The 26087-nt window shown below is 34.8% G+C and carries 35 protein-coding genes; 14 read left to right on the top strand and 21 right to left on the bottom strand.

The window, feature by feature from the left end; all coding sequences use genetic code 11:
• Window positions 1-8 precede the first annotated feature (8 nt).
• From spoIIIAE to ACZ5N5_RS14925, 9 genes are all read right to left on the bottom strand, one after another.
• A complete protein-coding gene (gene spoIIIAE / locus ACZ5N5_RS14965; RefSeq protein WP_277677899.1) occupies window positions 9-1178 on the bottom strand; it encodes a stage III sporulation protein AE in 1170 nt (389 codons plus the stop codon).
• Window positions 1179-1197: 19 nt separating this feature from the next.
• Complete coding sequence (gene spoIIIAD / locus ACZ5N5_RS14960; RefSeq protein ID WP_054788891.1) at window positions 1198-1590, bottom strand: stage III sporulation protein AD; 393 nt, start codon at window positions 1588-1590, stop codon at window positions 1198-1200.
• Window positions 1591-1596: 6 nt separating this feature from the next.
• Window positions 1597-1803 (bottom strand): stage III sporulation protein AC, encoded by a 207-nt coding sequence (spoIIIAC, locus tag ACZ5N5_RS14955; protein ID WP_054788890.1) that lies wholly within the window; start codon window positions 1801-1803, stop codon window positions 1597-1599.
• Between the two features lie 14 nt (window positions 1804-1817).
• Entirely contained in the window at window positions 1818-2330 is a 513-nt protein-coding gene (spoIIIAB, locus tag ACZ5N5_RS14950; RefSeq protein WP_109984195.1) for a stage III sporulation protein SpoIIIAB, read from the bottom strand.
• A complete protein-coding gene (gene spoIIIAA, locus ACZ5N5_RS14945; protein ID WP_109984194.1) occupies window positions 2327-3247 on the bottom strand; it encodes a stage III sporulation protein AA in 921 nt (306 codons plus the stop codon). Before spoIIIAA ends, spoIIIAB begins: the two co-directional genes overlap by 4 nt.
• 214 nt (window positions 3248-3461) lie before the next feature.
• Window positions 3462-4019: an elongation factor P gene (gene efp / locus ACZ5N5_RS14940; RefSeq protein ID WP_109984193.1), complete on the bottom strand. Its 558-nt coding sequence runs from the start codon at window positions 4017-4019 to the stop codon at window positions 3462-3464.
• A gap of 52 nt (window positions 4020-4071) precedes the next feature.
• The gene (locus ACZ5N5_RS14935; protein WP_109984192.1) at window positions 4072-5142 is read right to left on the bottom strand and encodes a M24 family metallopeptidase; all 1071 of its coding nucleotides are present in this window, start codon (window positions 5140-5142) and stop codon (window positions 4072-4074) included.
• Entirely contained in the window at window positions 5135-5584 is a 450-nt protein-coding gene (gene aroQ / locus ACZ5N5_RS14930; RefSeq protein WP_277677897.1) for a type II 3-dehydroquinate dehydratase, read from the bottom strand. The genes ACZ5N5_RS14935 and aroQ overlap by 8 nt, the downstream gene beginning before the upstream one ends.
• A 60-nt stretch (window positions 5585-5644) precedes the next feature.
• Window positions 5645-6127, bottom strand: coding sequence for a YqhR family membrane protein (locus ACZ5N5_RS14925; RefSeq protein WP_109984190.1), 483 nt, complete (start codon window positions 6125-6127; stop codon window positions 5645-5647).
• 300 nt (window positions 6128-6427) lie between these two features.
• Between ACZ5N5_RS14925 and ACZ5N5_RS14920 the strand changes: the two genes are divergently transcribed.
• A complete protein-coding gene (locus ACZ5N5_RS14920) occupies window positions 6428-6817 on the top strand; it encodes an SA1362 family protein (RefSeq protein WP_054859299.1) in 390 nt (129 codons plus the stop codon).
• 21 nt (window positions 6818-6838) lie between these two features.
• Here the strand turns inward: ACZ5N5_RS14920 and ACZ5N5_RS14915 are convergent, their stop codons facing one another.
• Window positions 6839-7732 carry a patatin-like phospholipase family protein gene (locus tag ACZ5N5_RS14915; protein ID WP_109984189.1) on the bottom strand — a complete coding sequence of 298 codons (894 nt, stop codon included), beginning with the start codon at window positions 7730-7732 and terminating at the stop codon, window positions 6839-6841.
• Between the two features lie 65 nt (window positions 7733-7797).
• Window positions 7798-8214 carry a transcriptional regulator MntR gene (mntR, locus tag ACZ5N5_RS14910; RefSeq protein ID WP_054788886.1) on the bottom strand — a complete coding sequence of 139 codons (417 nt, stop codon included), beginning with the start codon at window positions 8212-8214 and terminating at the stop codon, window positions 7798-7800.
• Window positions 8215-8543: 329 nt separating this feature from the next.
• Between mntR and ACZ5N5_RS14905 the strand changes: the two genes are divergently transcribed.
• From ACZ5N5_RS14905 to ACZ5N5_RS14895, 3 genes are all read left to right on the top strand, one after another.
• Window positions 8544-8939, top strand: coding sequence for a rhodanese-like domain-containing protein (locus ACZ5N5_RS14905; protein WP_109984188.1), 396 nt, complete (start codon window positions 8544-8546; stop codon window positions 8937-8939).
• A gap of 117 nt (window positions 8940-9056) precedes the next feature.
• Window positions 9057-10706 (top strand): DEAD/DEAH box helicase, encoded by a 1650-nt coding sequence (locus tag ACZ5N5_RS14900; RefSeq protein ID WP_109984187.1) that lies wholly within the window; start codon window positions 9057-9059, stop codon window positions 10704-10706.
• Window positions 10703-11503 (top strand): YqhG family protein, encoded by an 801-nt coding sequence (locus ACZ5N5_RS14895; RefSeq protein ID WP_054788885.1) that lies wholly within the window; start codon window positions 10703-10705, stop codon window positions 11501-11503. Before ACZ5N5_RS14900 ends, ACZ5N5_RS14895 begins: the two co-directional genes overlap by 4 nt.
• Before the next feature lie 51 nt (window positions 11504-11554).
• Here ACZ5N5_RS14895 and ACZ5N5_RS14890 read toward each other — a convergent pair whose 3' ends face one another.
• Together ACZ5N5_RS14890 and ACZ5N5_RS14885 are read right to left on the bottom strand one after the other, a co-directional pair.
• On the bottom strand, window positions 11555-11734 hold the full coding sequence (locus tag ACZ5N5_RS14890; protein WP_054788884.1) for a YqzE family protein: 180 nt from the start codon (window positions 11732-11734) through the stop codon (window positions 11555-11557).
• Between the two features lie 49 nt (window positions 11735-11783).
• Window positions 11784-12296 (bottom strand): shikimate kinase, encoded by a 513-nt coding sequence (locus ACZ5N5_RS14885; protein ID WP_054788883.1) that lies wholly within the window; start codon window positions 12294-12296, stop codon window positions 11784-11786.
• Window positions 12297-12409: 113 nt separating this feature from the next.
• Between ACZ5N5_RS14885 and comGA the strand changes: the two genes are divergently transcribed.
• The 8 genes from comGA to ACZ5N5_RS14845 all read left to right on the top strand — a co-directional run bounded on the left by comGA (window position 12410) and on the right by ACZ5N5_RS14845 (window position 16713).
• Complete coding sequence (gene comGA / locus ACZ5N5_RS14880; RefSeq protein ID WP_109984184.1) at window positions 12410-13408, top strand: competence type IV pilus ATPase ComGA; 999 nt, start codon at window positions 12410-12412, stop codon at window positions 13406-13408.
• A complete protein-coding gene (locus ACZ5N5_RS14875; protein ID WP_464372707.1) occupies window positions 13377-14423 on the top strand; it encodes a type II secretion system F family protein in 1047 nt (348 codons plus the stop codon). Before comGA ends, ACZ5N5_RS14875 begins: the two co-directional genes overlap by 32 nt.
• A 15-nt stretch (window positions 14424-14438) precedes the next feature.
• Window positions 14439-14762, top strand: a complete 324-nt coding sequence (gene comGC, locus ACZ5N5_RS14870) for a competence type IV pilus major pilin ComGC (protein WP_054788881.1) — start codon at window positions 14439-14441, stop codon at window positions 14760-14762.
• Window positions 14749-15195, top strand: a complete 447-nt coding sequence (comGD, locus tag ACZ5N5_RS14865) for a competence type IV pilus minor pilin ComGD (RefSeq protein WP_054788880.1) — start codon at window positions 14749-14751, stop codon at window positions 15193-15195. The genes comGC and comGD overlap by 14 nt, the downstream gene beginning before the upstream one ends.
• Complete coding sequence (locus tag ACZ5N5_RS14860) at window positions 15161-15517, top strand: hypothetical protein (protein ID WP_277677894.1); 357 nt, start codon at window positions 15161-15163, stop codon at window positions 15515-15517. Before comGD ends, ACZ5N5_RS14860 begins: the two co-directional genes overlap by 35 nt.
• Complete coding sequence (locus ACZ5N5_RS14855) at window positions 15468-15914, top strand: ComGF family competence protein (protein ID WP_277677893.1); 447 nt, start codon at window positions 15468-15470, stop codon at window positions 15912-15914. Before ACZ5N5_RS14860 ends, ACZ5N5_RS14855 begins: the two co-directional genes overlap by 50 nt.
• Window positions 15886-16248, top strand: a complete 363-nt coding sequence (locus ACZ5N5_RS14850; protein ID WP_464372706.1) for a hypothetical protein — start codon at window positions 15886-15888, stop codon at window positions 16246-16248. Before ACZ5N5_RS14855 ends, ACZ5N5_RS14850 begins: the two co-directional genes overlap by 29 nt.
• A 222-nt stretch (window positions 16249-16470) precedes the next feature.
• Entirely contained in the window at window positions 16471-16713 is a 243-nt protein-coding gene (locus tag ACZ5N5_RS14845) for a DUF2626 domain-containing protein (RefSeq protein ID WP_054788876.1), read from the top strand.
• Window positions 16714-16754: 41 nt separating this feature from the next.
• Here the strand turns inward: ACZ5N5_RS14845 and ACZ5N5_RS14840 are convergent, their stop codons facing one another.
• Window positions 16755-17375 carry an MBL fold metallo-hydrolase gene (locus ACZ5N5_RS14840; RefSeq protein WP_054788875.1) on the bottom strand — a complete coding sequence of 207 codons (621 nt, stop codon included), beginning with the start codon at window positions 17373-17375 and terminating at the stop codon, window positions 16755-16757.
• A 202-nt stretch (window positions 17376-17577) separates the two neighbouring features.
• On the opposite strand from ACZ5N5_RS14840, the gene ACZ5N5_RS14835 reads away from it, so the two are divergent.
• Window positions 17578-17757, top strand: a complete 180-nt coding sequence (locus ACZ5N5_RS14835; RefSeq protein WP_054788874.1) for a DUF2759 family protein — start codon at window positions 17578-17580, stop codon at window positions 17755-17757.
• A 141-nt stretch (window positions 17758-17898) separates the two neighbouring features.
• On the opposite strand, the gene ACZ5N5_RS14830 is transcribed toward ACZ5N5_RS14835, so the two are convergent.
• From ACZ5N5_RS14830 to ACZ5N5_RS14815, 4 genes are all read right to left on the bottom strand, one after another.
• Window positions 17899-19782: an LTA synthase family protein gene (locus ACZ5N5_RS14830; RefSeq protein WP_054859290.1), complete on the bottom strand. Its 1884-nt coding sequence runs from the start codon at window positions 19780-19782 to the stop codon at window positions 17899-17901.
• 143 nt (window positions 19783-19925) lie between these two features.
• The gene (locus ACZ5N5_RS14825; RefSeq protein WP_054788873.1) at window positions 19926-20894 is read right to left on the bottom strand and encodes an ROK family glucokinase; all 969 of its coding nucleotides are present in this window, start codon (window positions 20892-20894) and stop codon (window positions 19926-19928) included.
• A 5-nt stretch (window positions 20895-20899) separates the two neighbouring features.
• Window positions 20900-21100 carry a YqgQ family protein gene (locus ACZ5N5_RS14820; protein ID WP_054788872.1) on the bottom strand — a complete coding sequence of 67 codons (201 nt, stop codon included), beginning with the start codon at window positions 21098-21100 and terminating at the stop codon, window positions 20900-20902.
• 62 nt (window positions 21101-21162) lie between these two features.
• On the bottom strand, window positions 21163-22620 hold the full coding sequence (locus ACZ5N5_RS14815; RefSeq protein WP_109984178.1) for a spore germination protein: 1458 nt from the start codon (window positions 22618-22620) through the stop codon (window positions 21163-21165).
• 125 nt (window positions 22621-22745) lie between these two features.
• Between ACZ5N5_RS14815 and ACZ5N5_RS14810 the strand changes: the two genes are divergently transcribed.
• Window positions 22746-23603, top strand: a complete 858-nt coding sequence (locus ACZ5N5_RS14810) for a hypothetical protein (protein WP_109984177.1) — start codon at window positions 22746-22748, stop codon at window positions 23601-23603.
• 12 nt (window positions 23604-23615) lie between these two features.
• On the opposite strand, the gene ACZ5N5_RS14805 is transcribed toward ACZ5N5_RS14810, so the two are convergent.
• The 3 genes from ACZ5N5_RS14805 to ACZ5N5_RS14795 form a co-directional block, all read right to left on the bottom strand.
• A complete protein-coding gene (locus ACZ5N5_RS14805; protein WP_464372705.1) occupies window positions 23616-25160 on the bottom strand; it encodes a tetratricopeptide repeat protein in 1545 nt (514 codons plus the stop codon).
• 78 nt (window positions 25161-25238) lie between these two features.
• A complete protein-coding gene (locus tag ACZ5N5_RS14800; RefSeq protein ID WP_146202431.1) occupies window positions 25239-25418 on the bottom strand; it encodes a hypothetical protein in 180 nt (59 codons plus the stop codon).
• A 56-nt stretch (window positions 25419-25474) separates the two neighbouring features.
• Window positions 25475-26035, bottom strand: coding sequence for a 5-formyltetrahydrofolate cyclo-ligase (locus tag ACZ5N5_RS14795; RefSeq protein WP_054788869.1), 561 nt, complete (start codon window positions 26033-26035; stop codon window positions 25475-25477).
• Window positions 26036-26087 lie beyond the last annotated feature (52 nt).

Below are 26087 nucleotides of genomic sequence, written 5' to 3'. Positions count from 1 at the left end.
TCCTCCCTTTATCTCACCATTATCGTAAGATTGCTTGCTATGATTAAAATAACAATCGTAAAAAAAAACATAAAAGAAACCAATAGAAGTGCTGCGAATAGATAAAGAATATGTTTACCAATAATATCCAAGCATTCAATAACAGGACCATCACCTACAGGTTGTAGTACTGCTGTGGTAACCTTATACATGATGGATATTACTAATATTTTTATAGCAGGAAACATGACGATACCGATCAATATCGCAACACCTATTAAGCCAATTGCGTTTTTAATTAAGATAGTCGCACTCAAGACAGTATCGGTAGCATCTGTAAACAATCTTCCTATGACAGGGATGAAATTTCCTGTTACAAATTTCGCAGTTTTCATTGCTACGCCATCCTGAATCGCACTTGCTGCACCTTGAACAGAAATAACTCCCAAGAAAACAGTTAATAGAATCCCCATAATACTAATCCCTATGTTCTTCATGAGATTAGCTAGCTTTGTTGCTTTAAATTCTGGATTCAGGGTACTAACAATTTGCAAAATAGCAGACAATAAAAATAAAGGAACAATTAGCTTAGAAACAACAAAAACACTTACATGAATTAAGAAAATAATGATTGGATGAAAAAAAGAGATCGTTAATAAATGCCCGAGGGATGCTAATAAACCGAGTAATAATGGTAGTAATGCAATTAAGAAGTTCTTCGATAAATTTATCGTATCCAATACATAGTTAGTAGCTAACTGAAAGCTTTGCAGTGCAATAATGATTAGCATAATATAAACAACGGCATAAGCTACTTTACTCACCACTTGATTTTCGAAAGCGTTTTGAATCGTTTGAAGCAACAAGCAAAATAAAGTTAATAACATTAAAGTGGCAAGCAATTTTCCATTTTCCATTAATTCATAGAGAAAATATCGTAAAAATCCTTTTAGCCAATCTTTTATACTGATATTTCCTTCACTGTGTACCATTGACCAAAAATCATTTTTCTCAAGTTCTGGCAGGACATGACTATACTCTTTGCTTAATTGCTGCCAATAGCTTTCCAATTCGCTTCCTTCTAATAATGACTCATATCCTGTTAAAATACCTTTATTTTGGGATGCAACTAGTTCAAGGGGTTGTCCTATTACGATTAATACGAAAACAATGAATAAAATTTTGGGAAATGGCTTCATTTTAGATTTCCTTCCATCATTACGAGATTGGAAAAAGATTGATAATGGTTTCAATCAATGATTTAAAAATAGGAATGGCTAATATTATGATAAACACCTTACCAATTAGTTCGATTTTTAAAGCAATCGATTCTAATCCTGCATCTTTGACAATATTTGAGCCGATTTCTGCTATATAAGAAATTCCTATAATTTGTAGAATCGTTTTAATATAAAAGTGATGAATATTTGCCTGCTCTCCTAAATAGGTAACAAGTTGCAAAATTTCCTGCACATATTGAATTAAATAGATAAATAAATAAAGTACGGTGAGTAAAATGATTAAAAATGCGATCGTTGGTTGTTTCTCTTGTAAAAGCAGAACGAAAATTGCAGCGATAATACCGATACTAACAATTTCAATAATCCCCATTATGCATTATCCTTTAAAGAAAAATACGGCTCTAATTTGCTGAAATAAATCCGATATACTGTTTAGTACGAACAAAAGTACAATAATAAAGCCAACTAAACTAACAAATTGTGCAAATTCCTCTTTTCCCATCTGTTTCAAAACTGTGTGAATCATGGCAACGATTATCCCGATTCCAGCAATTTGAAAAAGAATACTAGTATCGCCAACCATCCGTTATCCCCTCTCTATAGCAAGAGTAAAGCAATCAATATTCCTGTTAGAAAACCTAAGCTTTTGGAAATCTTCCCATAACGTTGGTACATTTCCTCCGCTTCTGTATGTTTATTATTCAAGTGAGTTAATGCTAATTGAATATATTTTTGTTGTTGAACCGTATCATGCTGCCCAAGTGTTCTACCGAATTGTTTCATAATCTCTTTTTCATCAGAGAATAAGGGAACACTATTCCAAAATAGTTCTACCTCCTGCTCCCAGATTGAATAAAGCTCTCTGTTCTCGTTTTTTAATCGAAGCCCAACCTGTTCAAAAAATAAGGCAATTGGTTGCGGAACTTGTTTCGAAATATGAATGCACGCATCCTGTACAGCTGTTTGACTATATACAATTTCTGCTTCCAATATTAATAAAGCATTTTTTAATGTCCGAATTAACTTCGGTCGTTTCTCCATTCTATTGGCAAACTCTATCCCTATCCAAAAAAATGTAATAATAATCAAAATAGCCCCGATCCATTTCATGATTGGTTCACTCTCTCCAATATCGGATGTCCCTTACTGTCTAATATGTCTAGGACTTCTCCTGTATGATGTTTATTTGATAAAACAATAAATCTGTCAAAAATTTCGGCGTTTATAAGTGGTGTGATCGCAGGTCGATTCTGGATATCCTTTAAGTCTTTTCCATGAATCGTGCAAATTAAGTTTATTCCTGCGTTCATCACTTCCATTAAGGCTTGTACATCTTTATCGCTACCAATTTCATCCACAATAATCACATCAGGTGACATCGATCGTACGAACATCATCATACCTTCTGATTTAGGACAACGATCCAAAACGTCTACTCGAAGTCCTATGGAGGACATCGGAACTCCTTCTGTTGCGGCACAAATTTCCGAGCGTTCATCCACTATTGCGGTTTTATGTGCTTTCATTTCCTTTGTACCTGTAGAAACAAATCGAGCTAGATCTCGAAGAAAAGTCGTCTTCCCTGACTGTGGGGGTCCAATGATGAGTGTGTTTAAAAAATGTTCTTTGTAAAGATAGGGTAAATACGATTTGGTGATTCCCACTTTATCGGTTGCTAGTCGAATATTAAAAGAAGACACGTGCTTGATTGCCTTTACATAGCCATTTTCTATAATTACGGAACCAGAAATCCCAATTCGATGTCCACCTCTCACCGTTATATAACCTTGTCTTAATTCTTCTTCTAATCGATAGAGAGAATAATCGCTTATTCTATTTAATATGGACTGAGCATCTTCTTTGGAAGTTCTTACATGGGATAACCACATAACACTTTTCCCTGTATTAATTTCAATTGGCCGATTAATGCGAAGTCGAATCTCTTCTGGTACAACTTGTTTTGCTTGAAGGTAATGATCAATCTCTGTTGCGATTGCAATGGGTAGTAAAGAGAGTATGGTTTCCATCATATTGCCTCATTTCAACATAACTTTTTCTTTTACATTCTATGCTTTTAATTGTTAGATATAACCTAGATGATATTTTTGTTAATAGAGAAAAAGAAGACGTTCTATACCTTTTTCTTACATTCCATTCTGTGTTCATGTAGTTTTTAAAAACACAAAAAAGCTACAAGACATCATTGCCCTGTAGCTCTTTTTACTATCGAATATTCATCTATTAGGCGCGGGACACATATTTACCATCACTAGTGCTTATAACAAGTACGTCACCCTCATTAACAAAGAAGGGTACTTGTACCGTTAAGCCAGTTTCCAAAGTGGCGGGTTTAGTACCACCACTAGCTGTATCCCCTTTAATACCAGGCTCAGTTTCCGTAACAGTGAGCTCTACATTATTTGGAAGATCGACTCCGATTGTTTCTCCTTGATATGTGAGAATATTAACTTCCATATTCTCCTTTAAGAATTGCAATTCTCGCTCAATTTGACCTGCTTGTAACTCTGTTTGTTCATAACTCGACGTATCCATAAAAGTATGAGTATCCCCTGAAGCATATAAATATTGCATTTTACGATTTTCTATATGGGCTTTGTTTACTTTCTCTCCGCCACGAAATGTTTTCTCTTGAATATTACCATTTCTTAAATTACGTAGTTTAGAACGAACAAACGCCGCCCCTTTTCCCGGCTTAACATGCTGAAACTCCATAACCTGCCAAATATCACCATCTACCTCTATCGTTAAACCTGTTTTAAAATCATTTACTGAAATCATTCAAATTCCTCCTCCAACTCTGTTCCATTTTGTACATTATTTTGTCAATATATTACGATACCGAAAGCGTAATTAATTCTTTTGGTGCATGGGTTAACCGCTCGTTTCCGTTTTCTGTTAGCCATATATCATCCTCAATTCGACATCCACCGATTTCAGGGATATAGATGCCTGGTTCAACTGTGACAACCATGCCTTTTTCCAATACTTGATTAGATCTAAATGACAATCCTGGCGATTCATGAACTTCTAATCCAAGACCATGACCAGTAGAATGACCGAAGTATTTGCCGAACCCTTTGCTATCTATATAATCTCTTGTCAGAGCGTCTGCTTCTTTTGCAGTTATTCCTGGCTTAATACCGGCTACGCCTCTTATCTGTGCTTCCAATACCGTATCATATATCTCTTTTAGCTCACTAGAAATTTCACCAACTGCTACCGTTCTTGTTATATCTGAGCAATAACCTTTGTAGAGCGCACCAAAATCCATTGTAACAAGCTCTCCTGCTTCTATTTCCTTATCAGAAGCTACACCATGCGGAAGTGCTGAACGGTAACCTGATGCAACAATAATATCAAAGCTTGAAGATTGTGCACCATTTCGTCTCATAAAAAACTCAAGTTCATTGGCAATGTCTATTTCCTTCACACCTGGCTTTATGTAATTCAAAATATGCTCAAAAGCACGATCAACTATATTACACGCATCCTTTAATATAGTAATCTCATCTTCCGATTTAATCAAGCGAATTTTTTCGATGATTCCACTTGTTGGGGTAAATTCCGCATCGATTTCTGCATCAAATTGTTCATATCCTTCATAGGACAATGTTGCTTTTTCAAATCCAATTGTCGATATCGAATAATCTTTTACAATATTTCCTACAACCTTTGGGATGGGTTCTTTATGTTCGATTATGGTAAAGCCTTTCACCTGATCTTTCGCTTGTTCCGTATAACGGAAATCAGTAATGAAAAACGCTTGATCGTTTGTGACGACAGCTGCTCCTGCTGTGCCTGTAAATCCAGTTATGTACTGTCTGTTGACTGCGCTTGTAATAAGCATTGCATCTAAGTTATGATCCTTAAGCTGCTGACGTAATTGGTTTAATCTACTCATTTTTTTCCTCCCCATTCCTTTCACCTAAAAAGATCGCTGCCATTTGATAGCCTTTTGTACCAAGTCCAACTATTTGGCCTTGACAAACCGGTGCTAAAAGGGATGTATGTCTAAAGGATTCTCTACTATGAACATTTGAAATGTGTACTTCAATCACCGGTACGTTTATCGATTGTATGGCATCCCTAAGCGCAATACTAGTATGAGTGTAAGCACCCGGATTAAAAATCACTCCAACATAATGATCATTGGCATCATGAAGCCAATCGATGAGCTCTCCTTCATGATTCGACTGTTTAGCATCTAACTCATGAGAATATCTTTGAAGAACTTTTCTTACATCCCTTTCGACATCATCCAATGTTTCCTTACCATATATGTCTGGTTCTCTCTTTCCCAATCTATTTAAGTTTGGGCCATTTAGTAATAAGATCTTCCCCATTAGGACTCCACCATCCTCATCCAACAATATCAATATTATTCATAGTAACATATTTTCCGTTTAATTTTCATCTTTATATTGCTGATAGGAGAAAGATATCGAATAACCAATAAATACACCATATAAAATAAAAAGACATACTGTTGTAACAATCGTATCACTATCCATATTAAAAATGGTTGGTATATTGGGAAAAATCGGCTCAAATAGCCAAAAGAGAATAAACCATAGAACCACACCAAATCCTATACCTATCCAGATGCCTCTGATTTTTTTTAGAATAAAATAGTAAAGAAACGCAATACCTATGGATAATAGACTGACGACTAAGATAGAAATAAGCTGACCTAGCCATTGATCTGTCCAGTCAGTCTGTAGCCATGAACGCAAGATAAACGATTTAGGCGAGACAGAGGTAAAATGAAAATAAGCTGCAACAGAAGCAACAACACTCCAGATTAATCCACCAAAAAAACCAATACTAACCACTTTTGAAATAAGAGATTGTCCCTTTTCTTCTTCTCTCTTTCTTTGATAACGCATCAATATCACCTCAACCCTAGAATAACCAATATAGGCTTTTTTCATCCCATATTAAAAAGATATCTGGTCAAAATCGAAAAATTCTAATAAAATAGAAGTAAGTAATGAAATTAGTCTATAAGGATATGTAAGCGTTATTATTTATCCTGCATCTATGTAGTTATGAATCCAATATAATTCGCTGGAGACAGTCATTTTTTCAAATTTGTTGATTATTTTTGTATAATTACCATATAAAATCGGGTATAACTAAAATAACAAGCATTTAAAGACCGTAGCATCTTGAAAGGAGGACATGTGATGTCTAGAAATTGGAGTACTTGGCTAGTTTATCTATTTATCGGATTAGCTGCGATTGGTTTCACCGTCACATTGTTTACAGACACATTTGGATTAATTAGAAGTCTTTTATTTTCTTTAATTATTGGTGCCATTATATTTGGCGCGTTCTACTTTCTTTTTCTCCGAAAAAGATCGACTAATGAGCTTAAAAAATATCGTAAAGCGGTAAAACAATCCAAGCAAAAATATAAAACAAACTTTACACGAAAAAGCAGTACAGCAACTAAACCAAAACCGACTTTCACAGCAAATAAATCCCCACTCAAGCATCGTAAAAACGCTCCACATCTTCGAGTGATTGAGGGAAATGCAAATAACAAGAAGCGAAAAAACAGAGCCTCCTTATAAGGCTCTATTTTTTCGCTACTTTTAGTAGGTCCAACTACTCAAGAACTGTTTTGTCTGTTGATAACCATATTCAATGATGCTTACCTTTTCAGATCTTGATAGATCAAAATCGGTTGCCTGAACATCTTCAATGGGGAAAAATAATATTTCCTTTGCGACATTTTCACTAATATAGCGATTATCATAAGAAGTTCGCATTGTAACGATCATCGCTTTAAGTAAATCAAGGGAATTGTGAATGGTAGTAAGGTGGTTTAAATGTTGTGGACTACTTAATTGCATGCCGAGAATGGGGCGTTCCCGCTTTCGATTTGGCTGATCAAACACCCAAAGGGGAAAATTACTCAATATCATCCCATCAACTAATAAGCTTTTTTGATTGGATAATGGGTGGATTAATTTCGACGGGCGAAAAAAATATGGAATGGAAATACTGCTTCTTACTGCCTTTGCAATAGAAAAGAAGGATGGATCTATCTGGTAGCTCTCTTCCAAATCATCAGGAAATACGATGACACGATTGATCGAAATATCTGCAGCTACAATTTTCAACTGATGTGGATTTAAATCTTGGAAGGATTGAATTCCTTTCTCACGTAATACTTCTTCTAGCCATTGTTGAAATACATCTCCACGATATAGTCCCATTGTTTGATATAAGGTCAACCATTTAATAAACGGGAAGATAGACCCAATTCTAGATTGATCTAAGAATTGCTTTAGCTCAAGGGTTAAAAATAATTCCTCTAGCTCCTTTGCTCGAAAACCAGCAGCAACCAATGTCGCAAATAAAGCTCCTGCAGATGTACCAGCCACACGTTCAAACGAAATATTCTCTTCTTCTAACGCTTTTAATGCACCGATAAAAACAAATGCTTTTACACCGCCACCAGAAAAAACTCCATCAATTTTCATAAAAATCACCCGATTCATAAAAGCCTATTATATATGTATACAATAGGCTTTAAAAATAGAATGATTTACTCGTCCTTTTGTTGAATTAATCTTAATTGCTCCACTCTCTCTTTCTTTTCTTCTAGGTATTGTACTAAATCGCCTATACGATCAATCGAATTCCAGCTGAGGTGATGCTCGATTCCTTCCACATCTGTATAAATATTGTCTTCCTCTACTCCGATGATGCGAAGGAATTGCTCTAGAAGCTCGTGACGATATACTAGTCTCTTACCTATTTTCTTCCCTTTCGGTGTTAATACAAGGCCTTGATATTTTTCATAATTTAAATATTCATCTTTGTCTAGTTTTTGAACCATTTTAGTTACAGAAGAAGGCTGAACTTGCAAAGCTTCAGCAATTGCAGATACTCGTGCATAACCTTTTGATTCAATTAGTAAATAAATTTGTTCTATGTAATCTTCCATTGTTGGTGTAGGCATTGACAATCCTCCATTCAATCTACATTTGTTTATGAAAACCTGTTAGGATAGGTGAATGCTTATCATTTCACCTTAAGGAGAAAAGTTTATTAAAAAAAAGCTTTTTATATCCTAAAAATCCTTTTACTATTCTATTTTATAGCACCTCATATTGTACAGTATTTCATAAATCATACCTATCTATGATAAAAGCATACAATAGAATAGCCTGACAAACAAGAAAACTTCATTCTTGTTACGAATTTTTCAAAAAAATCATTTATTACTTTATTTCATGCATAGAAATGGTATAATCCTTTTTAGTAGATAAAATAGTTGGGGGAAATATTATGTTAGAATTATACATCGTAATCGGTATTCTATTAGTTTTTATTCTTTTTACCGTTTATCGATATTTTAAACAAAAGAAGATCTTGAAGCAATTGAGTGAGGAAGAATTCAGAAATGGCTATAGAAAAGCGCAATTAATCGATGTTCGCGAGCCTAACGAATTTGATGGTGGCCATATACTAGGGGCGAGAAATATTCCTCTTACACAAATGAAACAACGATTAACTGAGCTCAGAAAAGACAAGCCTGTCTATCTTTATTGCCAAAATGGCTCAAGATCGATGCGTGCTGCATTACTTCTACACAAAAATGGATACCAAGATTTATATAATCTTAGCGGTGGTTTTAAAAAATGGTCTGGGAAAATTAAGAAAACAAAAAAGATGGATTATTAATAGGATTCACTTATGTATTAAAAAAATCAGGATTCCCTGATTTTTTTTTTGGTTTTTGTCAACACTATTAAAAAGTAAAAATGTTGATATGGAAAACAAAGACTAGGACGGTTGATTATGCGGATACCAATAGAAAAAGATCATAACTTTATTTCAGAGTTTTCGAACCTTATTCATAGTCCAGATCAATTATGTGATTGGAAATTATTTAAGCAATCCTACCAAATCGCTGAAACATTAAAAATTGAAGATTTCGATACCCTTGTTTCTCCTAAGTTCTTACCACACTTAACGTTCCTCCCTCATCAACAAAAATGTGCGGAAACGGTGATACAGGAGATGAATGGAAGAGCACTTTTAGCCGATGAGGTAGGGCTAGGAAAAACAATCGAAGCAGGATTAATTCTTAAGGAGTTTTTAATAAGAGGTTTAGTACAGAAAGTACTTATTTTAGCTCCTGCTTCTCTCGTAAACCAATGGGCATTAGAATTAAATAAGAAATTTCTCATCCCTGCCCTAACTGCCGGAAAGCGAACAAATTGGCAAGCTGCCAATATTATTATAACCACATTGGATACAGCAAAGCGTGAGCCACATAGAAGTGCAATACTTGAGCAAAACTATGATTTTGTCATTGTAGATGAAGCACATAAGCTAAAAAATCACCAAACGAAGAATTATCAATTTGTTCAAGCTTTACAGAAGAAGTATTTTTTACTACTAACAGCAACGCCTGTTCAAAATAAATTAACAGATATTTTTAATTTAATTAGTTTAATAAAGCCCGGATATTTAGGTACTTATGATGATTTTCTTCAACTATACCGTGATCAAAAGAAAGAAATGGAAAAGGATCCTTATTTAAAACAGCTAATCAGTAAAGTAATGGTGCGGAATCGTAGAGAAGATACAGGAATTGAATGGACAAAACGTAAAGTGGAAACCATTTGGGTGGAATTTTCCGAAGAAGAGCAGGCAGTCTATGATTTAATCGAAACCATTTTCCAAGGAGTTCAAGCTTTTTCAAGTGTCACCTATAAGCGGGAATTTTGTAGTTCACGCGAAGCCTGTTATCTTTCCTTAAAAAAATGGCTGGAATCTTCTGAATCGATGGAAATTAAGGAAGAAATTCAACAAGTAATGGCTAGAATAGAACAATTACCACACCATGCGAAGGCTTTAAAGGTCGCAGAATTAATCAAAAAGTCTGATGAGAAATTCATTGTGTTCACCGAATACAGAGCAACCCAAATTTATTTACAATGGTTATTAAAACAAGAAGGAATTCCTGCAGTTATTTATCGCGGTGGATTTAAAAAAGGAAAAAAAGATTGGATGAGACAACTGTTCCAAGAGCATGCTCAAGTGATGATCGCGACCGAGGCAGCTGGTGAAGGGATAAATTTACAGTTTTGTCATCACCTTATTAATTATGACCTTCCTTGGAATCCGATGCGACTTGAGCAAAGAATCGGTAGAATTCATCGTTATGGCCAGGAAAACGATGTTACTATTTATAATCTTGCCACTAAACAAACAATGGAAGAGCAAGTAATGGAATTACTTTATAACAAAATTAGCCTATTTGAGAATGTCATCGGACAGCTAGATCAAATCCTTGCAAAGCTAGAAATGAAAAATTTAGAAAAGGAAATTTCACAAATTTTCGCTGAATCAAATTCTGCAGGAGAAACGAAAATTAAAATGGAGAATTTAAGCTCTGTAATCTCCTCCATGGTAGATGAACAGGTAGGTGAAACTTCATGAAATTAACTAATTTGCATCAATTCTTACATGATTTCTTTACCATTCAGGATTGTGCTGTACGTGACGAAAAAGAGCATACATTAGAAGTCCAATTAACGAGAGAATTGGATCAAGCCTTAATGAATCGTCCATTTTATTGGCATTATATGGATAAAATGGGTCAGCAAGGTGTTCCAATGTCTTTATCCTTAAATACTAGTCCTGAGAAATTGGATGACCAAAAAGAATGGATACATTTCGGGAGCCCAAGATTGCAACAAATATTTTCCTATATCCAAGATAAAGCAAGAATTACTTTGCTATATGAACAAACCGATGGAGAGATGAAAACCTCCCTTCTCCCTTGGTTAGTAGTCAATGTTAAAATGGAATACTTCGGAAAGCAAAAAAAAGATCATATTCAATCGATTGGACTTCAACTTATCAATGGCACGATGTTAACCAATATGATGTTGAAATTAGATTCTCTTCCTTTACAGCGAGTGATGTCAGACTATAGCTATACGATATCTCCTTTAATCAAACCATCTAGTGGTTTTTATCGAATTTTTCAATATTTTGAGGAGAAATTGAGCAACGAAGATATGTATTGGGCGTCCGATGCTCAGAAAGCATTAGAGGATGAACGCAAGTTGTTGGAGCACTTTTTCTCGAAGAACGATGATCTCTCTGACCTGTATGAGCAGGAGCTATATAGAGTAAAGGAACGGTTAGAACCAAAGATTTCTCTCAAAGTAATAAACGCTGGGCTCTTCTATCTAAGTGAAAATACAAATGCGTCGATCATCTCTCAATAAGCTTTTCTAAGATAAAAAGGTACTGACAATATTTATAAGCCAGCACCTTTTTTATTTCTTTCTTCGCAAAAATAGTCGAAAGGCAAACGGTAAAACACCAAACCAACGATTCGAGTATACATGGTGTTCCTTTTCTCTCGGCTTTTTCTGCTTTTGTCTTTCTTCTTTTGGTGTATCCATATATTTCACGATTTTTTGCGTCATGTATTTTACATAATCCTGACTGGACATCGTTTACACCCTCTAGCAATAAGTGTCTTTAATTTATTTATTGCCCAGCTTATATCGATTTATTCATTTCAAGAAGCTTATCTTGTATTTCTTTTACGATATCCCCAATCGATTTACCATCTGTATGTACGATGATATCTGCAACTTCTTCATACTTAGGTATACGCTCTTCTAGTAATATTCTTTTATTTCGAGACTGATTATTCCATATAGGTCGATCTGTATCATTTATCAAACGTTGGTTAATCTCTTCCCAAGAGGTTTTCAGAAAGACGCTAATACCATTTTCTTTTAGCCATTTTCTATTACTATCCTTCTCAATTATTCCTCCACCAGTCGCAATGATGGTATCCTCTGTTGGTGTTTGGAATAATACGGATGATTCATATTCTCTGAATGTTGATTCACCCTTCTGTTGGAAAATCTCTGGAATCGATTGATGGTATTTCTGTACAATGATCTCATCGGTATCTAGCACTTCTTTTGTAAATGCTTGAGAGAGACCATTTGCGACAGTCGTTTTTCCACTACCCATAAAGCCAATTAAATAAATACTTTTCATAAACTATAGATTACCTCCCATTTTTTGTGTTTTTAAAGAAGGATATTAAACAATGACGTCGAATATGTATATTAGACATTGTAGCATCTTTAATCAGGGAGGTGAATATATATTTGAACCATGCAACCATTTTATCGAATCAAATACTCCATACTGCTATCGAACAAAATGCTTCAGACATCCACTACATTCCAAAAGAGAGCAAGATAGATATTTATTTCCGTGTGATTGGAAAGAGACAGTTTTTCAAACAATTAAGTCTCCAAGCTTATACCACGATCTTAGCTTATTACAAATTTATTAGTAACATGGATATTGGAGAAACAAGAAAACCCCAGCAAGGAGCCATATCCATTTCTTACAAGAACCAAAAGTTCTCCTTAAGGCTTTCCTCTTTACCTACTAATACCACTGAAAGCTTAGTGATTCGTATCCTACCTCAAAAAAAAATTCAACAATTAGAAGAATTATTTTTATTCCCAAAACAAATACAACAAATAAATAAATGGTTAAAGTATCGCGCTGGCGTTATTTTATTAACAGGTCCTACAGGATCTGGAAAAACAACCACTCTTTATGCAATGGTGAAAAGCTTAATGAAGGACCGAAAATATCAAATTATTACATTAGAAGATCCTATTGAAAAAGAATTAAATGATGTGATACAAGTGCCAATAAATGAATCGACTGGCATCACATATGATGACGGCTTAAAGGCTGCCTTACGACATGATCCAGACATACTTTTGGTTGGAGAAATTCGTGATAAAAAAACAGCCGAATTCGTCTTTCGAGCCGCTTATACAGGTCATTTAGTATTATCAACCTTACACGCAAAAGATACACTCGGTACCATACAGCGATTAATTGACATGGAGATTCAGCCAATGGATTTAAAGCAAAGCTTATTAGCAGTAGCTTCGGTACAATTAATTCCTCTACATGTATGGAAATATCGTGAAAATCGAGCTGCTATTCTAGAGTTATTAGCCGGTAATGCTTTGACAACTACTATTGATCAGAAAGGAATAAAAATGAATATTTATGATTTCCAAAAGCTAAAAAGAAAGGCATTTGCTTATGGTTTTATCCACCAGTCTTTTCTATTTTAGAAGAAAAAAATTATCGATAGACACACAATATCGAATACTATACCGTATACAACAACTGAACCAAAACGGGTATAGCTTAAATGATGCGCTAGAGATCGTTAGTTGGGATGACGAGTTAGAGTTAATTGCAGACAGGATCTCCCATTCCTTGCAGCATGGAAAAACATTACCAACCGCACTAGAAGAGGTCCATTTTCAACAACGAATTGTTCACTTTCTTGAAATCACCATTAAACATGGAAATTTGCAGGACGGTATCAAGCATTGTAGCTTTTTATTACAACAACAAAAAAATTATGTAGATAGGTTTAAACAAATGACTCGCTATCCTCTTTTTCTGTTCATCTTTTTTTTACTAATTCTATTTTGTATGAAAAGATATATCTTCCCTTCATTTGTTAACTTGTTCCATACGAACGGTTCCAACGCTATTTTTCAAAATGCTATGCTGACAGTGGATATTATCTTTTATGGAATATTTATTCTCATCATTTTTAGTTTGTTATTAATGTTATCTATTAAATATCTAAAGGATAAAGTAACGATTGAAACTAAACTAAAAGTCTTTCAAGTTATACCATTATTGAAACAGTATAAAACATTAGAAATCTCCTTTTATTTTTCCACCCATTTAAGTTCTTTGCTCAAGACAGGCTTAAATTTTAAAAACGCTCTCTCTATTCTACAATCAGAAAGAAGTGAACCCATTACAAGCTTCTATGCTTCCACCATTATAGACCACCTCGTCCAAGGCTTTCACTTAGAAACCATCCTCCCCTCCTGCGAACTCTTAAAACGTGAAATGTCTAGAATTATGCAAAAGGACCGTAACACTAGTCAGATAGCTGAGGATCTTCAGCTTTATGCAGAGCATCTACTTTTTGAAATGGAGGAATTAATGAAAAATTGGTTAAAAATGATTCAACCAATATTTCTAATCTTGTTAGCTACTTTAATTCTTATTGTCTATCTTGCCTTAATGTTACCAATGTTCGATTACATCCAAACCATCTAAAAGTGAGGTATGATCATGTTAAATAACCAAAAAGGCTTTACCTTAATAGAAATGCTCATCGTTCTTGCTGTCATTAGTCTTTTGCTTATCTTATTTATTCCAAACTTAGCTGAAAAAAGTAGCTCGATTCAGGATAAAGGTTGTGATGCTTTATTAGAGCTAGCAGAAAATCAATTAATTGCATTTAAATTAGACAATCAGAAAAGTATTACATCTGCTCAAGATTTAAAAACGAAAAACTATTTGAAATCGATCACCTGTAATAATGGCACGAAAAAACTGGAGTATATCAGTGATGAAGCGACACCTTCCTTTCGGATTGTCGATGTTGCCAATTAAGGAGGAGCACGGATTTACACTAGTCGAACTGTTACTCGTCTTAGCAGTAATTATCTCCCTCCTATCAGTTGGGGCCGGACATTTATTTAAAACAATAGAGAAAAAAGAATATAGGCAGTTTCTTCAACAGTTCAACTTAGATTTACTATATTTGCAACAGCTAAATATGATGAATGATGAACGTTATTACCTCAGTCTTGAACGTTCCTACCATCGCTATCATATTAGAGAAGCTGGTTATGGTGAAATTGTTTTAACTCGACATTACCCTGACGATTGGTCGATTGAAACCAATACCTTAAAGTTTCCAATTACTTACAGCCATAAGGGTACGTTAAATAAGCCAGGAAGCTTTAAAATTATTACAAGAGAAAATCAATATTTTATCACATGTCCTTTTGGAAAAGGGAGGTGTTATTCTGACTCCTCATAATCAATCTGGTTATTTGAATATAGAAGCACTCGTAGCTGCTATTGTCTTTCTCTGTCTAATATTGACATTAATGCCACTATATACTCAATTAAGACTGGAAAACGAGGTGTTAGCAGATAAACGAATTGTCATCCACCAACTCTATGAAGAACTCTTACTTCATTCTTCAACGGATCCAATGGTAGTAACAAAAGAAGAATGGATAAGAAATCCAGTTACACTAAAATTTAAACAAACCTCCTCTTATTTGAAAGGATGTGCTACCTGGAAAAATGTTAAAAAGAACAATGAAAGGTTATGCCTTTATGCCTCTACGTCATGATCAAAATGGTTTTTCGCTAGTATCCACACTCATTAGTGTTTTTGCTACCCTTCTCATATTTTTTATAGCAGGGCAAGTATTTACGATTATCTCTCAACACAAAAATGACAAGGACTTAGAGGTATTTCAATTCTTTCATTTTTTAGAAGATGAATGGAAGCTTGCTGATCAAGTTAAAATTGATCATAACCAATTAATATTTGAACATACTAATGGGGATAAAATTAATTATTCCCTTTATCAAAAAACAATACGAAGACAGGTAAACGGTCTTGGCCATGAAATTATGCTACGAGAGGTAGAAAGCTGGAATTTATCAAGAGCAGCTATGGTACACCTATCCTTAGTGATGAAAGGAGGGAAGCAGTATGAAAAGAAACTTATTCCCTTCCCATAAATCCGAGCATGGTTACGCTTTTCCATATATCCTTTTCATTATTAGTATTTTTCTTTTGTTTACCTTCCATCAGCTTGCGTTATATGATCTGAATCGTCGTACGACATATAACCAAATCGAGCAATATAAGCTTCATACGATATATCGAATGGCCACCAATGCCATTTCAAAAAACATGTCAGTTGAATTGCCCGTTACTTATTCTTTTCCTTATGGAGAGGCAAAATTAGAATCAACATCTAGCAATGGCAACATTGCGTATTATTTAGTAAAAATGAGGACAGATAAAGGAGCTTATCAACGACAAACTTTTCAGCGCCAATATCCAAAATAAAGCAAGCAGTTCAGGAATAGATAGTAATAGAGCCATTAAAATGAAAAGGGAAAGTTTTTAAGAATAATTTACTTTTTAGTCTGACTCGTATATAATATAATGAGAGTATCTTTGTGTGGTGTCTACTAGCATTCATTTTACTAATGTTTTTTAAAGAACGAGTGGAGATCTACACATCGTGATAAATGATAATACATAGTATGTAAGAAGGAGGCGGAATATATGGATCGAGTATTTCGTATGCTTGCATTTTGGACAGGTATTTTTGCTGTAATGTTTTATGTAGGTGATATGATTTCAATGGCATACTTATTCCTTGCTCAAACGGTCTTTTTCCTAGGAGTAGGATTTCTTAAGTTATCGGAGAGAATGTATATGTACTTATTTGCCGCATATTGTACGATATTCTTCATTGGTTTTACATATTATTCAAATTTCATTCTTGTTCCAGGCTTTGGACATTAATCAAAAATGCTCTGATCTTACAGTAGATCAGAGCATTTTCTCTATTGTAGAAACGGATTATTTTGTTTTTCATAGCCAATGGATGTTTCAGGGCCATGTCCCGGGTAAACAAGATATTCTTCAGGTAAAAGAAATAATTTCTTCTCAATGCTATGTATTAATTCGTCTATATCTCCACCTGGCAAATCAGTTCTCCCAATTCCCTCACGAAACAAGCTGTCTCCACCGATCAAGATGGATTCCTGATGAAAAATAAAAGCTACACCACCAGGGGAGTGACCTGGTGTATGAAACACGTCAAATTGAAAGGGACCTATTGTATAACTTCGCTCCTCCACAACATATTCAGCTGGACGACAGGTTACTTTCTGACCAAAGAATAGTAAGGAACCATTTAACTCTGGATTCTGTAACCATTCCTTTTCCTCAGGATGTACATACACAGGAGCCTTATATTGCTGTCTTATTTCCTCTAATGCTCCAATATGATCAAAGTGTGAATGGGTTAATAAGATAGCAAGAGGTTTTAAGGATTGTTTCTCGATGTAGGAAATAATCTTTTCTGGTTCACCTGCTGGATCAAAAATGATCGCCTCATGCCCTTCTTGAAGTATATAGCAATTTGTTTGAAGCTCACCTAAGGTTCTTTTAATAAGTTTCATGAATGGAACACACCTTTCTATAATGATTAATTAAGAAAAATAAAGGGATTTCAATAGACAAAATGTCACTTTTGTTTTACACTAGATAAAGCAAGTTCTCTATTTATTAAGCATAAACAAGCTTGCATGCACTAATTATTTATACATATTATAACTGTAAAAATTTAAAAATGAAATTAGAAAGAGATATAGGAGGTTTATCATGGTAATTGGATTCATTTTCTTAGTTGTTGCTATTTTGTGTGCCATAGCAATTATTCGTGAATTTAAATCACAAAATATGTTTGGTGCTGCATTTTCAGCTATTTCTGCATTAGTATTTGGATTCTTCTCCATAGCAACACTATATGCTGAACTAATCAAGCCTTTAATAGCTGGTTAATCTTTGATATACGATGATTTACATATTTTGAACCGCCAATCCTTGGATTGGCGGTTCTTTACTTTCTTATAAGCCTCAACGCTCTATTGAAAAAACCTCTGATCAAAGTTTAGATCAGAGGTTTTTTATTGGTCCTTAATACTATTTATCCTTGAAATCATAGAAACGGAATAGATCTCCGAAAATGATTTCGTCTGAATAGGATAATTCTTTTTCTACTTGTTCGACATATGGTCCACAAGCAGAACCTTCTACTTCTGTTTCATCATTTGTTTCTTCTTCAATCAATTCACCTGTTTCGCGATCATAGCATTGATCTTTCGTATAGACATAGTCATCTGTTATAAAACTACCATCACGTAATGCAACAAATGGTTTTCGATCATCAACAAATAAGTCTGTTCCAAATGATAGATCATTGGAAGTATCCATACCTAATAAATGTAATAAGGTAGGTTTGACATCAACTTGACCTGCAATTTCTGACATTACTTTCCCTTCTTCACCAGGGATATGAATATAAAATGGAACGCGTTGTAATTGAATATGCTGATAATCTGTATATTCCTTATCTAAATACGTACTCATCGCTTTTTTGTGAAAATCACTAATACCATAATGATCTCCCATTAAAACAATGATCGAATCTTCGTATAACCCGGATTCTTTAAGCTGATTAAAGAATTGTTCTACTGCTTCATCCATATATCTAACTGTTTGGAAATATTGATTTAATGTTCTAGAATTTGAATCATATTTCTCAATTGTTGCATCCTCTTGCTCTAAATCAAACGGATAGTGATTCGTTAACGTAATAAATTTAGAATAAAAAGGCTGTGGTAACTCATTCAAATATTTCATTGATTGACTAAAGAATTCTTTATCCTTCAATCCCCAGCCTACGCTATTCTCTTCATTGACATCATAAGAGTTCACATCAAAGAATTTATCATAGCCAGTATTTTCGTACATGACATCACGATTCCAGAAACTCTTATTGTTGGCATGAAAGACATTCGAATTGTAACCATTGTTACCTAAAATTTCTGGTAAAGAGTGAAAATCATTTTGTGCATGTGTAAAGTAAACTGCTCCCCTTGGAGAAGGATATAAAGAGTTTTCTACAATAAACTCTGAATCAGACGTCTTCCCTTGTGCAGTTTGGTGATAGAAATTCTCAAAATAATAACTGTCGTCAATTAAGTCATTTAAGAATGGCGTTACTTCTTCTCCATTAACCGTATTATTAATCACAAAACTCTGTAACGATTCTAAAGAGATAAAGATAACATTTTTGTCCTTCGCAATACCAAACAGGTCAGATTTTTCATCAGGTGTTGTTTCATCGTCAATATAATTTTTGATATCTGTTAATTGGTTTCCATCGGCTAAAGCTCTTTGTGCTTTAGATTTAGAGTGTAATACAGCATCATAGATATGATAGCTGAATAGTCCGATATTTTTAACTAAATACTCTCTATCGAAAGTTCTTTGTAACAACTGTGGACGTTCAATCTCTGCTAATGCATAATTCCCTAATAAAAAGGCAATAGATAAAGCTAATGCAACCACCTTATATCGCTTTTTGAAAGGATTTACTAGTTTTTCTCCATATTTTTTAGCGAGTATCCAGATAATAATGACATCTGAAAACAATAGAATATCCCATGGCTTAATCAGACCTAAAACACTTGAGCCTAAGTCAGCTGCATTACTTCCTTGAAATAATAAAGGAATGGTAATGAAATCGGAAAAGTTTCGATAAAAGACTATATTAAAATAAATAATCAATGATCCGATCAGCATGATATATTTAATATATTTCTTCTGTCTTCTCTCTTTAAACCAAATCCCTATCATAAAGATAAAAAATGCAGTCGCAAAAGGATTTATAAATAAGATTAACTCTTGCATCACGTTATCAAGTGAAATATTGAAGATAAATCGATAAACGATATATGTTTTTATACCGAATAAAATGGCTGCGATTAAATATAAAGGCATGTGCAGCTTCTTTTTAAACATATTGCTTTCCTCCTCAAAATAGCCCCAAAAAAATAATAGTTTACTATTTTTAATTTCTCTATTTATTATAGACGATCAATATCTCATAAAAGTTTCATAAATCTTAAAAAAGTTACAATAATTTAACGAAAACAACACAACGCTTAGTTTCCTTGGTTTTGGAGAACTAGATAAGCACCACCATAAACTCCAGCATCATTTCCTAATTGTGCGATCACGATTTCACACGCCTCACTAATTCTTGGTAATGCATAGCGCCTAAAAGCTTCGATCAGAGGATCTAATAATACATTACCTGCCTTAGAAACTCCTCCACCTATTACTATTTTGGCTGGATTGGTCGTAACAGCAATATTTGCTAGGCTAAATCCTAGAACATCCATAATTTGATCAATTAATTGTTTTGCTGGTTGGTCGCCGCTAGCAACTGCTTCAAAAATATCTTTTGTTGTTAATTCGCCATTTTCTTTCCATTTCGCTTCAAGTAATGGTGCTTTTCCAAGATTAATCCACTCTTTCGCTTGGCGAACAATCCCTGTTGCAGAAGCAACCGTTTCTAAACATCCACTTCTTCCACAATTACAAGGTGCACCATTTTCTTGGACTACTGTAATATGACCGATTTCGCCACCTGTGCCATTCGCACCACTAATTATTTTTCTATTTGATATGATACCACCGCCTACACCAGTACCCAATGTTACAGCAAGCATATTATGCACTTGGTTCCCTGAACCTTTCCAGTTCTCTCCTAATGCAGCTATATTTGCATCATTATCAATAAAAACGGGAAGTTCTGATAACTCCTCTAAAATGTCCTTTAAAGGAAAGTTCCTCCACCCGATATTAACGGCGATGGCAATGGAACCTGTTTCAGGCTCGATAAAGCCAGGTGCTCCTACGCCCATCCCAATACATCTATCTTTACTAATCTTTAAATCTTGTAACTTTTCTTTAATAGCATTCCAAATATGTCTAGGTACATTTTCACCTGCATTACTTAGTATAGTTGGAATTTCCCATTTTGTGATCATTTCCCCTTTTGTCGATATAAGTGCGATCTTTACGGTTGTTCCACCAATATCAACACCAATTAATACATCCTTTGTCAAATTGTTTAGCCTCCTCTACTCTCTATATCTATCTCTTGTTTTAAAATGGAAATTGCCTGCATAAATTGTTCCTTTGAAATGGCTTTTGTGTTATAGAGTTCTCTAATTTCGATTTCCATCATTTCTAAATCTGCAAGACGATCACCTATATAGATGATCGTCCCAAATTGTTTCAATAATTGTCTCACATCATAAACACTTTTCATCACTATCACCTAAAACATTATACCAGAACAAATTCTAAATGAAAATAAAAAACATAGCTCATTTATAGTCGATCTGGATCCTTAGGATGTAGAAAAGATGGGCGTGAATGATTATGTGGAACAGGTCTTCTTATTAAAACATTGAGAAATGCTTGTAAATTAAACGGGATGAATGGCCAAAAATAGCCAACATAGAAGGTCTTCAAATGAATCAAATATAAGAGATAACAAGTAATCGAAATAACAAACCCTTTCACTCCAAAAATAGCAGTAATGATTAATAAGAATATTCGAATAATCCGGTTCGCTAAACTGAACTCATAACTAGGTGTAGCGAACGTTCCCATTACCGCAATGGCTAAATATAAAATTACTTCATTAGAAAATAGTCCGACTTCTACTGCAATTTGTCCGATTAAAATAGCCGAAACGAGCCCTAAGGCTGTCGCTAAAGAAGATGGAACATGAATTGCAGCCATTCTTAATACATCTACCCCAACTTCAGCAAGAATAAACTGATAAATAAGCGGAATTAACCCAATTTCCTTTGGACCAATAAAATGAAGCATCTCTGGTAATAAATTTGTCGTTGTCGAGACTAAATAATAAAAGGGTAAAATAAATAAAGAAGCAAATACTGCTAGAAAACGAACTAATCGCAAATATACCCCTATAAATGGTTTTTGTCTGTATTCTTCAGCATGCTGTAAATGATGCCAAAAAGTGGCAGGTGTTATCATAACACTTGGTGAGCCATCTACGATAATCAAGATATGACCTTCATATAGGTGAGCCGCTGCTGTGTCTGGTCGCTCTGTATAACGTATTGTTGGATACGGATTCCATGTCTTACCACTTAAATATTCTTCTATCGTTTTTTCCGCCATTGGCAAACCGTCTGTATCGATTTTTTCAAGATGGGCTTTTAATGCTTCCACCTTTTTTTCATCTGCTATATCTGCCAAATAACAAATACAAATATCCGTTTTTGATCTTCTCCCTATAGAAGTATACTCCATTCTAAGGGATCGGTCTCTTACTTTTCGCCTTGTTAGAGCAGTGTTGAATATAATCGTCTCAACAAATCCATCCCTCGAACCTCTAACCACACGTTCAAGATCTGGTTCAGAAGGGCTTCTTACCGGGTAGGTTCTGGCATCAATCAAAATAATCTTATCTAATCCCTCCACCACTAATGCGGATGGTCCCCCGAGTACAAGGTTAGCTGTTTTATTTAAATCTGTCTCTGTATCGATTTCCACATATGGTATAAATCGTTGCATAAGCTGTTCAAGGGGATTTTCCTCTAGTTCCTCTTCATCTAAAAGCGCCAAAAATTTCATTAAATAATGAAGCATTTCATCTTTGATCAATCCATCGATTAAAAAAAGAGACATTCTCCTGCCTGCATAATGTAAATTAAGTTGAATTAAATCAAAACTCTTATCGACCGCCAAATAATCATGTATATATTGAATGTTTTCATCATAATCATGTGATAAATGCTTTTCTTTCTCCATGCTTAACACCTGCTTCTAACGATTTTCCATTAGTTTACGCAGCAAAGTTAAAAAAATGCAGGTTTGAAGAAATCCGTCAGTGGGACAAGCATAAATAACTAAATTATGAAATAGGGAGATTTAAAATGAGAGGAATCTATATTCAAGGAGCCACTGTAATCTTAATGATCATTCTACTCTTACTATCCACTGTGTTAAACCCAACTAGTGAGGAGACGATTAAATTTTTCCCATTAGATCCTTCAGTTGAATTTACTTCTGCTGACACTCACTTATCACTAGTAGAGCAGACAGGGAATGACCAGTATCTCATGAAGTGGGAAACAGAGAGTCAATTAAGTAAACCTGCCTACTTAAGACAGGATGTTTCACTATTATATATGGATGGAAAATTAAAAGGTGTCAAAGGGTTATGGAAACAGGAAGAACAAAACATTGTTCTACAACTAGAATTTGAAGAAAGTGATAGCACTCATTTTGAAGCAGTTACTTTTCATTATGGGGAAATTCATAACGACAAGGACAATGATATTAAGAGTGTTCAAAAAATGACTAGTGATTCGTTATATGTAGTCGATTCTCCTCATTCCTTATTAGAATCCTTTCGGGATCCAGAATCTAAGGAACAGAAAGAATGGAAGGAAACATTGGACCATACGAAAAATCAACATCTAGATTACATGTGGCGTAATTGGATAAAAGAGGCAGCAATCAATACTGATAATTATTATTTTGTGCCTCTTACATCCATTGTTGATTATGCGACAAAACCATTGACTGGGTTGACGCAAGACGAAACCGATAGAGTCATTGGTCAGCTATGGGAAGGCTTATATAAAAATTATATCCTACCAATTGCCAATGCTGAGAAAATCACCAACCATACCATGCCGTTAATCCTAATCGATAAAAATAATGATCATCTAATCGTTTTGTTTCGCAATGATCAGAATCAATTAGAAAAATTGATTCAACAAATATAAGACAGTCTATTTTCAAATGGTTTCCTTTTGAAGCTGCTCATAGAACTGTTGATAGTCCTGATTGTTTGGTGCTAATTCTACCGCTTTTTTTAATAAATCTAACGCTTCTTCTCGTCTGTTCTCTTCATGATATAATAACGCAAGATTATAAAGGGCTTCATGATATTCTGGTTTGATTTCAATTGTTCTCTCCAAATCAGTGATTGCCTCTTGATTTTTGTTTAAAAAGATACTCGCATAGGAGCGATTAAAGCGAAGCTCTGCTTCAAGCTTGTCTGCGTAAGGCATTGCTTTTGTTAGCACCTCATAGGTTTTCTCATATTGTTCTTGTTCTAGAAGCATATGAGAATGGATAACCTGGAGTGTTTCATCAAATTGAACTTCCTCATTGGCGTTTCCATAAAACCATATTCCCCCACTCACTAATAGAAGTAGTAGAAGGGCAGCTGTTTGCCAAAGTATTTTGGATCGTTGTTTAAACATGACAACAGCAGCACCAATAGCTCCACCTATTAACCCACCAATATGTGCACCGTTATCAATTTGTGGCATACTAAATCCAAAAATAATATTGATAATAATCACAATAATGATATTCCAGCCCATTGTTCGGAAAAATGCTTTAGGATACTGGGAGCCAAAGAATAATAACGCTCCAAATAATCCAAAAATTGCACCTGATGCCCCTGCTGCAATCGATGGATTAAGGGCAAAACTGGCTAATCCTCCAACAATACCTGCAATAAAATAGATGATAAGGAACCGAGTGCCCCCATAGATTCTTTCCACTAGTGTGCCGATATAATATAAGGCAAACATGTTGAGTAGGATATGGGCAATTCCAATATGAAGGAACATGGAGCTAATCAATCTCCACCATTCTCCATCGATTATCGCAACATTATACTTGGCACCAAATTCGATCAAATTTTTTGTTGAGGTAGATCCCCCATTGAATTCAAGAAGTATATACATCACAATATTGATAGCAAGAAATAGATAGGTCCAGAATGGTTTCCCTTGCTTAAATAGCTGCTGTAACTGTTGCTGTTGTTTAGTGTGTTCGAAAAGAATGTTTTGTTTTAAATTTACATTTCTTTGTTCAAGTTCCATCAGATCTTCAGATACATCTATTTGAAATGACAAAGCTAAATCGAGCGCTCTAATTAACCTTTCTATCTCCTCTTCTCTACTGTCTATATCTAGCATATACACGGACGACTTCATCCGGTTTGATGATGTTTCCCTTAGTTCTTCCCAGCTATCCACTGGTTGGTAATCTACCACATAAACATGATGAAAATGAATATTTTTCTTCCAAATTGTTGTTGCTTGATGTTTGGTGTAACTATTTTCAAGATGTTTATTGAATGAAAGGAGCTCTCGCTTCCAGTCCATTTGGTTCATAGAGATATGTACAACATCTTTTTTGTTCTTCCGTTTTCTCTCTAATAAATATTCTGTTTGCTCTTTGTTAATGGAAATTAAATCGAAATTTTCATTTTGTATGAGCTGTAGCACCATACTATTTTGAAGAAATTCGTTCTTTAAAAACAAATTTGATCACCAACCTTTACATTACTATATTATACCACAAGGGGCTATATACAGTAACATATGTGGTGATCAAATGACTTATCGTGAAAACATCGACTTCATTAGCTTTTCTCTGACATATGGGGTATTCATTGCTAATTTAACCGTTTGCCTTCGCAAAAATGGGATATTACTTGCGAGATTGATGAAAAAGCTTCTAAAACGATATACTACCGCAACAACGGAAAAGAGGATTATCACCGTTCTCCACCATTTCAAAATTGAACAACTCCTTGCATCATTGTATATCTGTAGCTTAACCTCTTTTCTTGTTTTTATGTACATTTTATAACAGCGGATTCCGTTATGAGATAATCTATTGGAATATCATGCGATTCTGCTTCTATTCTTTCCAACACTTGCACCTTTGCAGCGAGTGCTATTTTAAGTCCTTGATATCCTTTTAAATAGCGATCAAAGAAGCCACCACCATATCCAATGCGATTTCCTTCCCGGTCAAACGCTATTCCCGGAACTATTATAAGGTCTAACTCTTCTTTTGACACGCCTTCTGTTATTTCTGGATTAGGCTCATATAAGTCTAAGTAGGTATTTTCTAATTGATCAAAGGCTGTACACTTGTAAAATTCCATCGAAAAATCGGTTGGATTACATTTAGGCAGTGCTATTTGTTTTTTCTGTTTCCATGCATGCTTGATGATCGATGTAGTATTCCATTCCATTCCTCTAGAAATAGTTAAGCCAACCTTTCGAGCTTGCTTCCAATGATCAAAGGAGTATAACATATCCTGGATACGCTTGTTAACCTTTTCCTTGTGCGTGTAATTAGCCAACAGGGTTGAGATCATTCTTCTTTGCTCTTCTTTTCGAGACATTATTTTTCCTTTCTAGTAAGATGAAAAAACTCCTGCTGTCTACCAGCAAGAG

The sequence above is a fragment of the Gracilibacillus sp. JCM 18966 genome, assembly GCF_055392695.1.
This window is presented reverse-complemented; position numbering and strand designations above follow the sequence as displayed.

What these genes read in the sequence shown, in the direction of transcription:
- spoIIIAE (WP_277677899.1), bottom strand. Translation starts at nt 1,178, where the DNA reads ATGAAGCCATTTCCCAAAATTTTATTCATTGTTTTCGTATTAATCGTA.
- spoIIIAD (WP_054788891.1), bottom strand. Translation starts at nt 1,590, where the DNA reads ATGGGGATTATTGAAATTGTTAGTATCGGTATTATCGCTGCAATTTTC.
- spoIIIAC (WP_054788890.1), bottom strand. Translation starts at nt 1,803, where the DNA reads ATGGTTGGCGATACTAGTATTCTTTTTCAAATTGCTGGAATCGGGATA.
- spoIIIAB (WP_109984195.1), bottom strand. Translation starts at nt 2,330, where the DNA reads ATGAAATGGATCGGGGCTATTTTGATTATTATTACATTTTTTTGGATA.
- spoIIIAA (WP_109984194.1), bottom strand. Translation starts at nt 3,247, where the DNA reads ATGGAAACCATACTCTCTTTACTACCCATTGCAATCGCAACAGAGATT.
- efp (WP_109984193.1), bottom strand. Translation starts at nt 4,019, where the DNA reads ATGATTTCAGTAAATGATTTTAAAACAGGTTTAACGATAGAGGTAGAT.
- ACZ5N5_RS14935 (WP_109984192.1), bottom strand. Translation starts at nt 5,142, where the DNA reads ATGAGTAGATTAAACCAATTACGTCAGCAGCTTAAGGATCATAACTTA.
- aroQ (WP_277677897.1), bottom strand. Translation starts at nt 5,584, where the DNA reads ATGGGGAAGATCTTATTACTAAATGGCCCAAACTTAAATAGATTGGGA.
- ACZ5N5_RS14925 (WP_109984190.1), bottom strand. Translation starts at nt 6,127, where the DNA reads ATGCGTTATCAAAGAAAGAGAGAAGAAGAAAAGGGACAATCTCTTATT.
- ACZ5N5_RS14920 (WP_054859299.1), top strand. Translation starts at nt 6,428, where the DNA reads ATGTCTAGAAATTGGAGTACTTGGCTAGTTTATCTATTTATCGGATTA.
- ACZ5N5_RS14915 (WP_109984189.1), bottom strand. Translation starts at nt 7,732, where the DNA reads ATGAAAATTGATGGAGTTTTTTCTGGTGGCGGTGTAAAAGCATTTGTT.
- mntR (WP_054788886.1), bottom strand. Translation starts at nt 8,214, where the DNA reads ATGCCTACACCAACAATGGAAGATTACATAGAACAAATTTATTTACTA.
- ACZ5N5_RS14905 (WP_109984188.1), top strand. Translation starts at nt 8,544, where the DNA reads ATGTTAGAATTATACATCGTAATCGGTATTCTATTAGTTTTTATTCTT.
- ACZ5N5_RS14900 (WP_109984187.1), top strand. Translation starts at nt 9,057, where the DNA reads ATGCGGATACCAATAGAAAAAGATCATAACTTTATTTCAGAGTTTTCG.
- ACZ5N5_RS14895 (WP_054788885.1), top strand. Translation starts at nt 10,703, where the DNA reads ATGAAATTAACTAATTTGCATCAATTCTTACATGATTTCTTTACCATT.
- ACZ5N5_RS14890 (WP_054788884.1), bottom strand. Translation starts at nt 11,734, where the DNA reads ATGTCCAGTCAGGATTATGTAAAATACATGACGCAAAAAATCGTGAAA.
- ACZ5N5_RS14885 (WP_054788883.1), bottom strand. Translation starts at nt 12,296, where the DNA reads ATGAAAAGTATTTATTTAATTGGCTTTATGGGTAGTGGAAAAACGACT.
- ACZ5N5_RS14875 (WP_464372707.1), top strand. Translation starts at nt 13,377, where the DNA reads ATGGTTTTATCCACCAGTCTTTTCTATTTTAGAAGAAAAAAATTATCG.
- comGC (WP_054788881.1), top strand. Translation starts at nt 14,439, where the DNA reads ATGTTAAATAACCAAAAAGGCTTTACCTTAATAGAAATGCTCATCGTT.
- comGD (WP_054788880.1), top strand. Translation starts at nt 14,749, where the DNA reads ATGTTGCCAATTAAGGAGGAGCACGGATTTACACTAGTCGAACTGTTA.
- ACZ5N5_RS14855 (WP_277677893.1), top strand. Translation starts at nt 15,468, where the DNA reads ATGTTAAAAAGAACAATGAAAGGTTATGCCTTTATGCCTCTACGTCAT.
- ACZ5N5_RS14850 (WP_464372706.1), top strand. Translation starts at nt 15,886, where the DNA reads ATGAAAAGAAACTTATTCCCTTCCCATAAATCCGAGCATGGTTACGCT.
- ACZ5N5_RS14845 (WP_054788876.1), top strand. Translation starts at nt 16,471, where the DNA reads ATGGATCGAGTATTTCGTATGCTTGCATTTTGGACAGGTATTTTTGCT.
- ACZ5N5_RS14840 (WP_054788875.1), bottom strand. Translation starts at nt 17,375, where the DNA reads ATGAAACTTATTAAAAGAACCTTAGGTGAGCTTCAAACAAATTGCTAT.
- ACZ5N5_RS14835 (WP_054788874.1), top strand. Translation starts at nt 17,578, where the DNA reads ATGGTAATTGGATTCATTTTCTTAGTTGTTGCTATTTTGTGTGCCATA.
- ACZ5N5_RS14830 (WP_054859290.1), bottom strand. Translation starts at nt 19,782, where the DNA reads ATGTTTAAAAAGAAGCTGCACATGCCTTTATATTTAATCGCAGCCATT.
- ACZ5N5_RS14820 (WP_054788872.1), bottom strand. Translation starts at nt 21,100, where the DNA reads ATGAAAAGTGTTTATGATGTGAGACAATTATTGAAACAATTTGGGACG.
- ACZ5N5_RS14815 (WP_109984178.1), bottom strand. Translation starts at nt 22,620, where the DNA reads ATGGAGAAAGAAAAGCATTTATCACATGATTATGATGAAAACATTCAA.
- ACZ5N5_RS14810 (WP_109984177.1), top strand. Translation starts at nt 22,746, where the DNA reads ATGAGAGGAATCTATATTCAAGGAGCCACTGTAATCTTAATGATCATT.
- ACZ5N5_RS14795 (WP_054788869.1), bottom strand. Translation starts at nt 26,035, where the DNA reads ATGTCTCGAAAAGAAGAGCAAAGAAGAATGATCTCAACCCTGTTGGCT.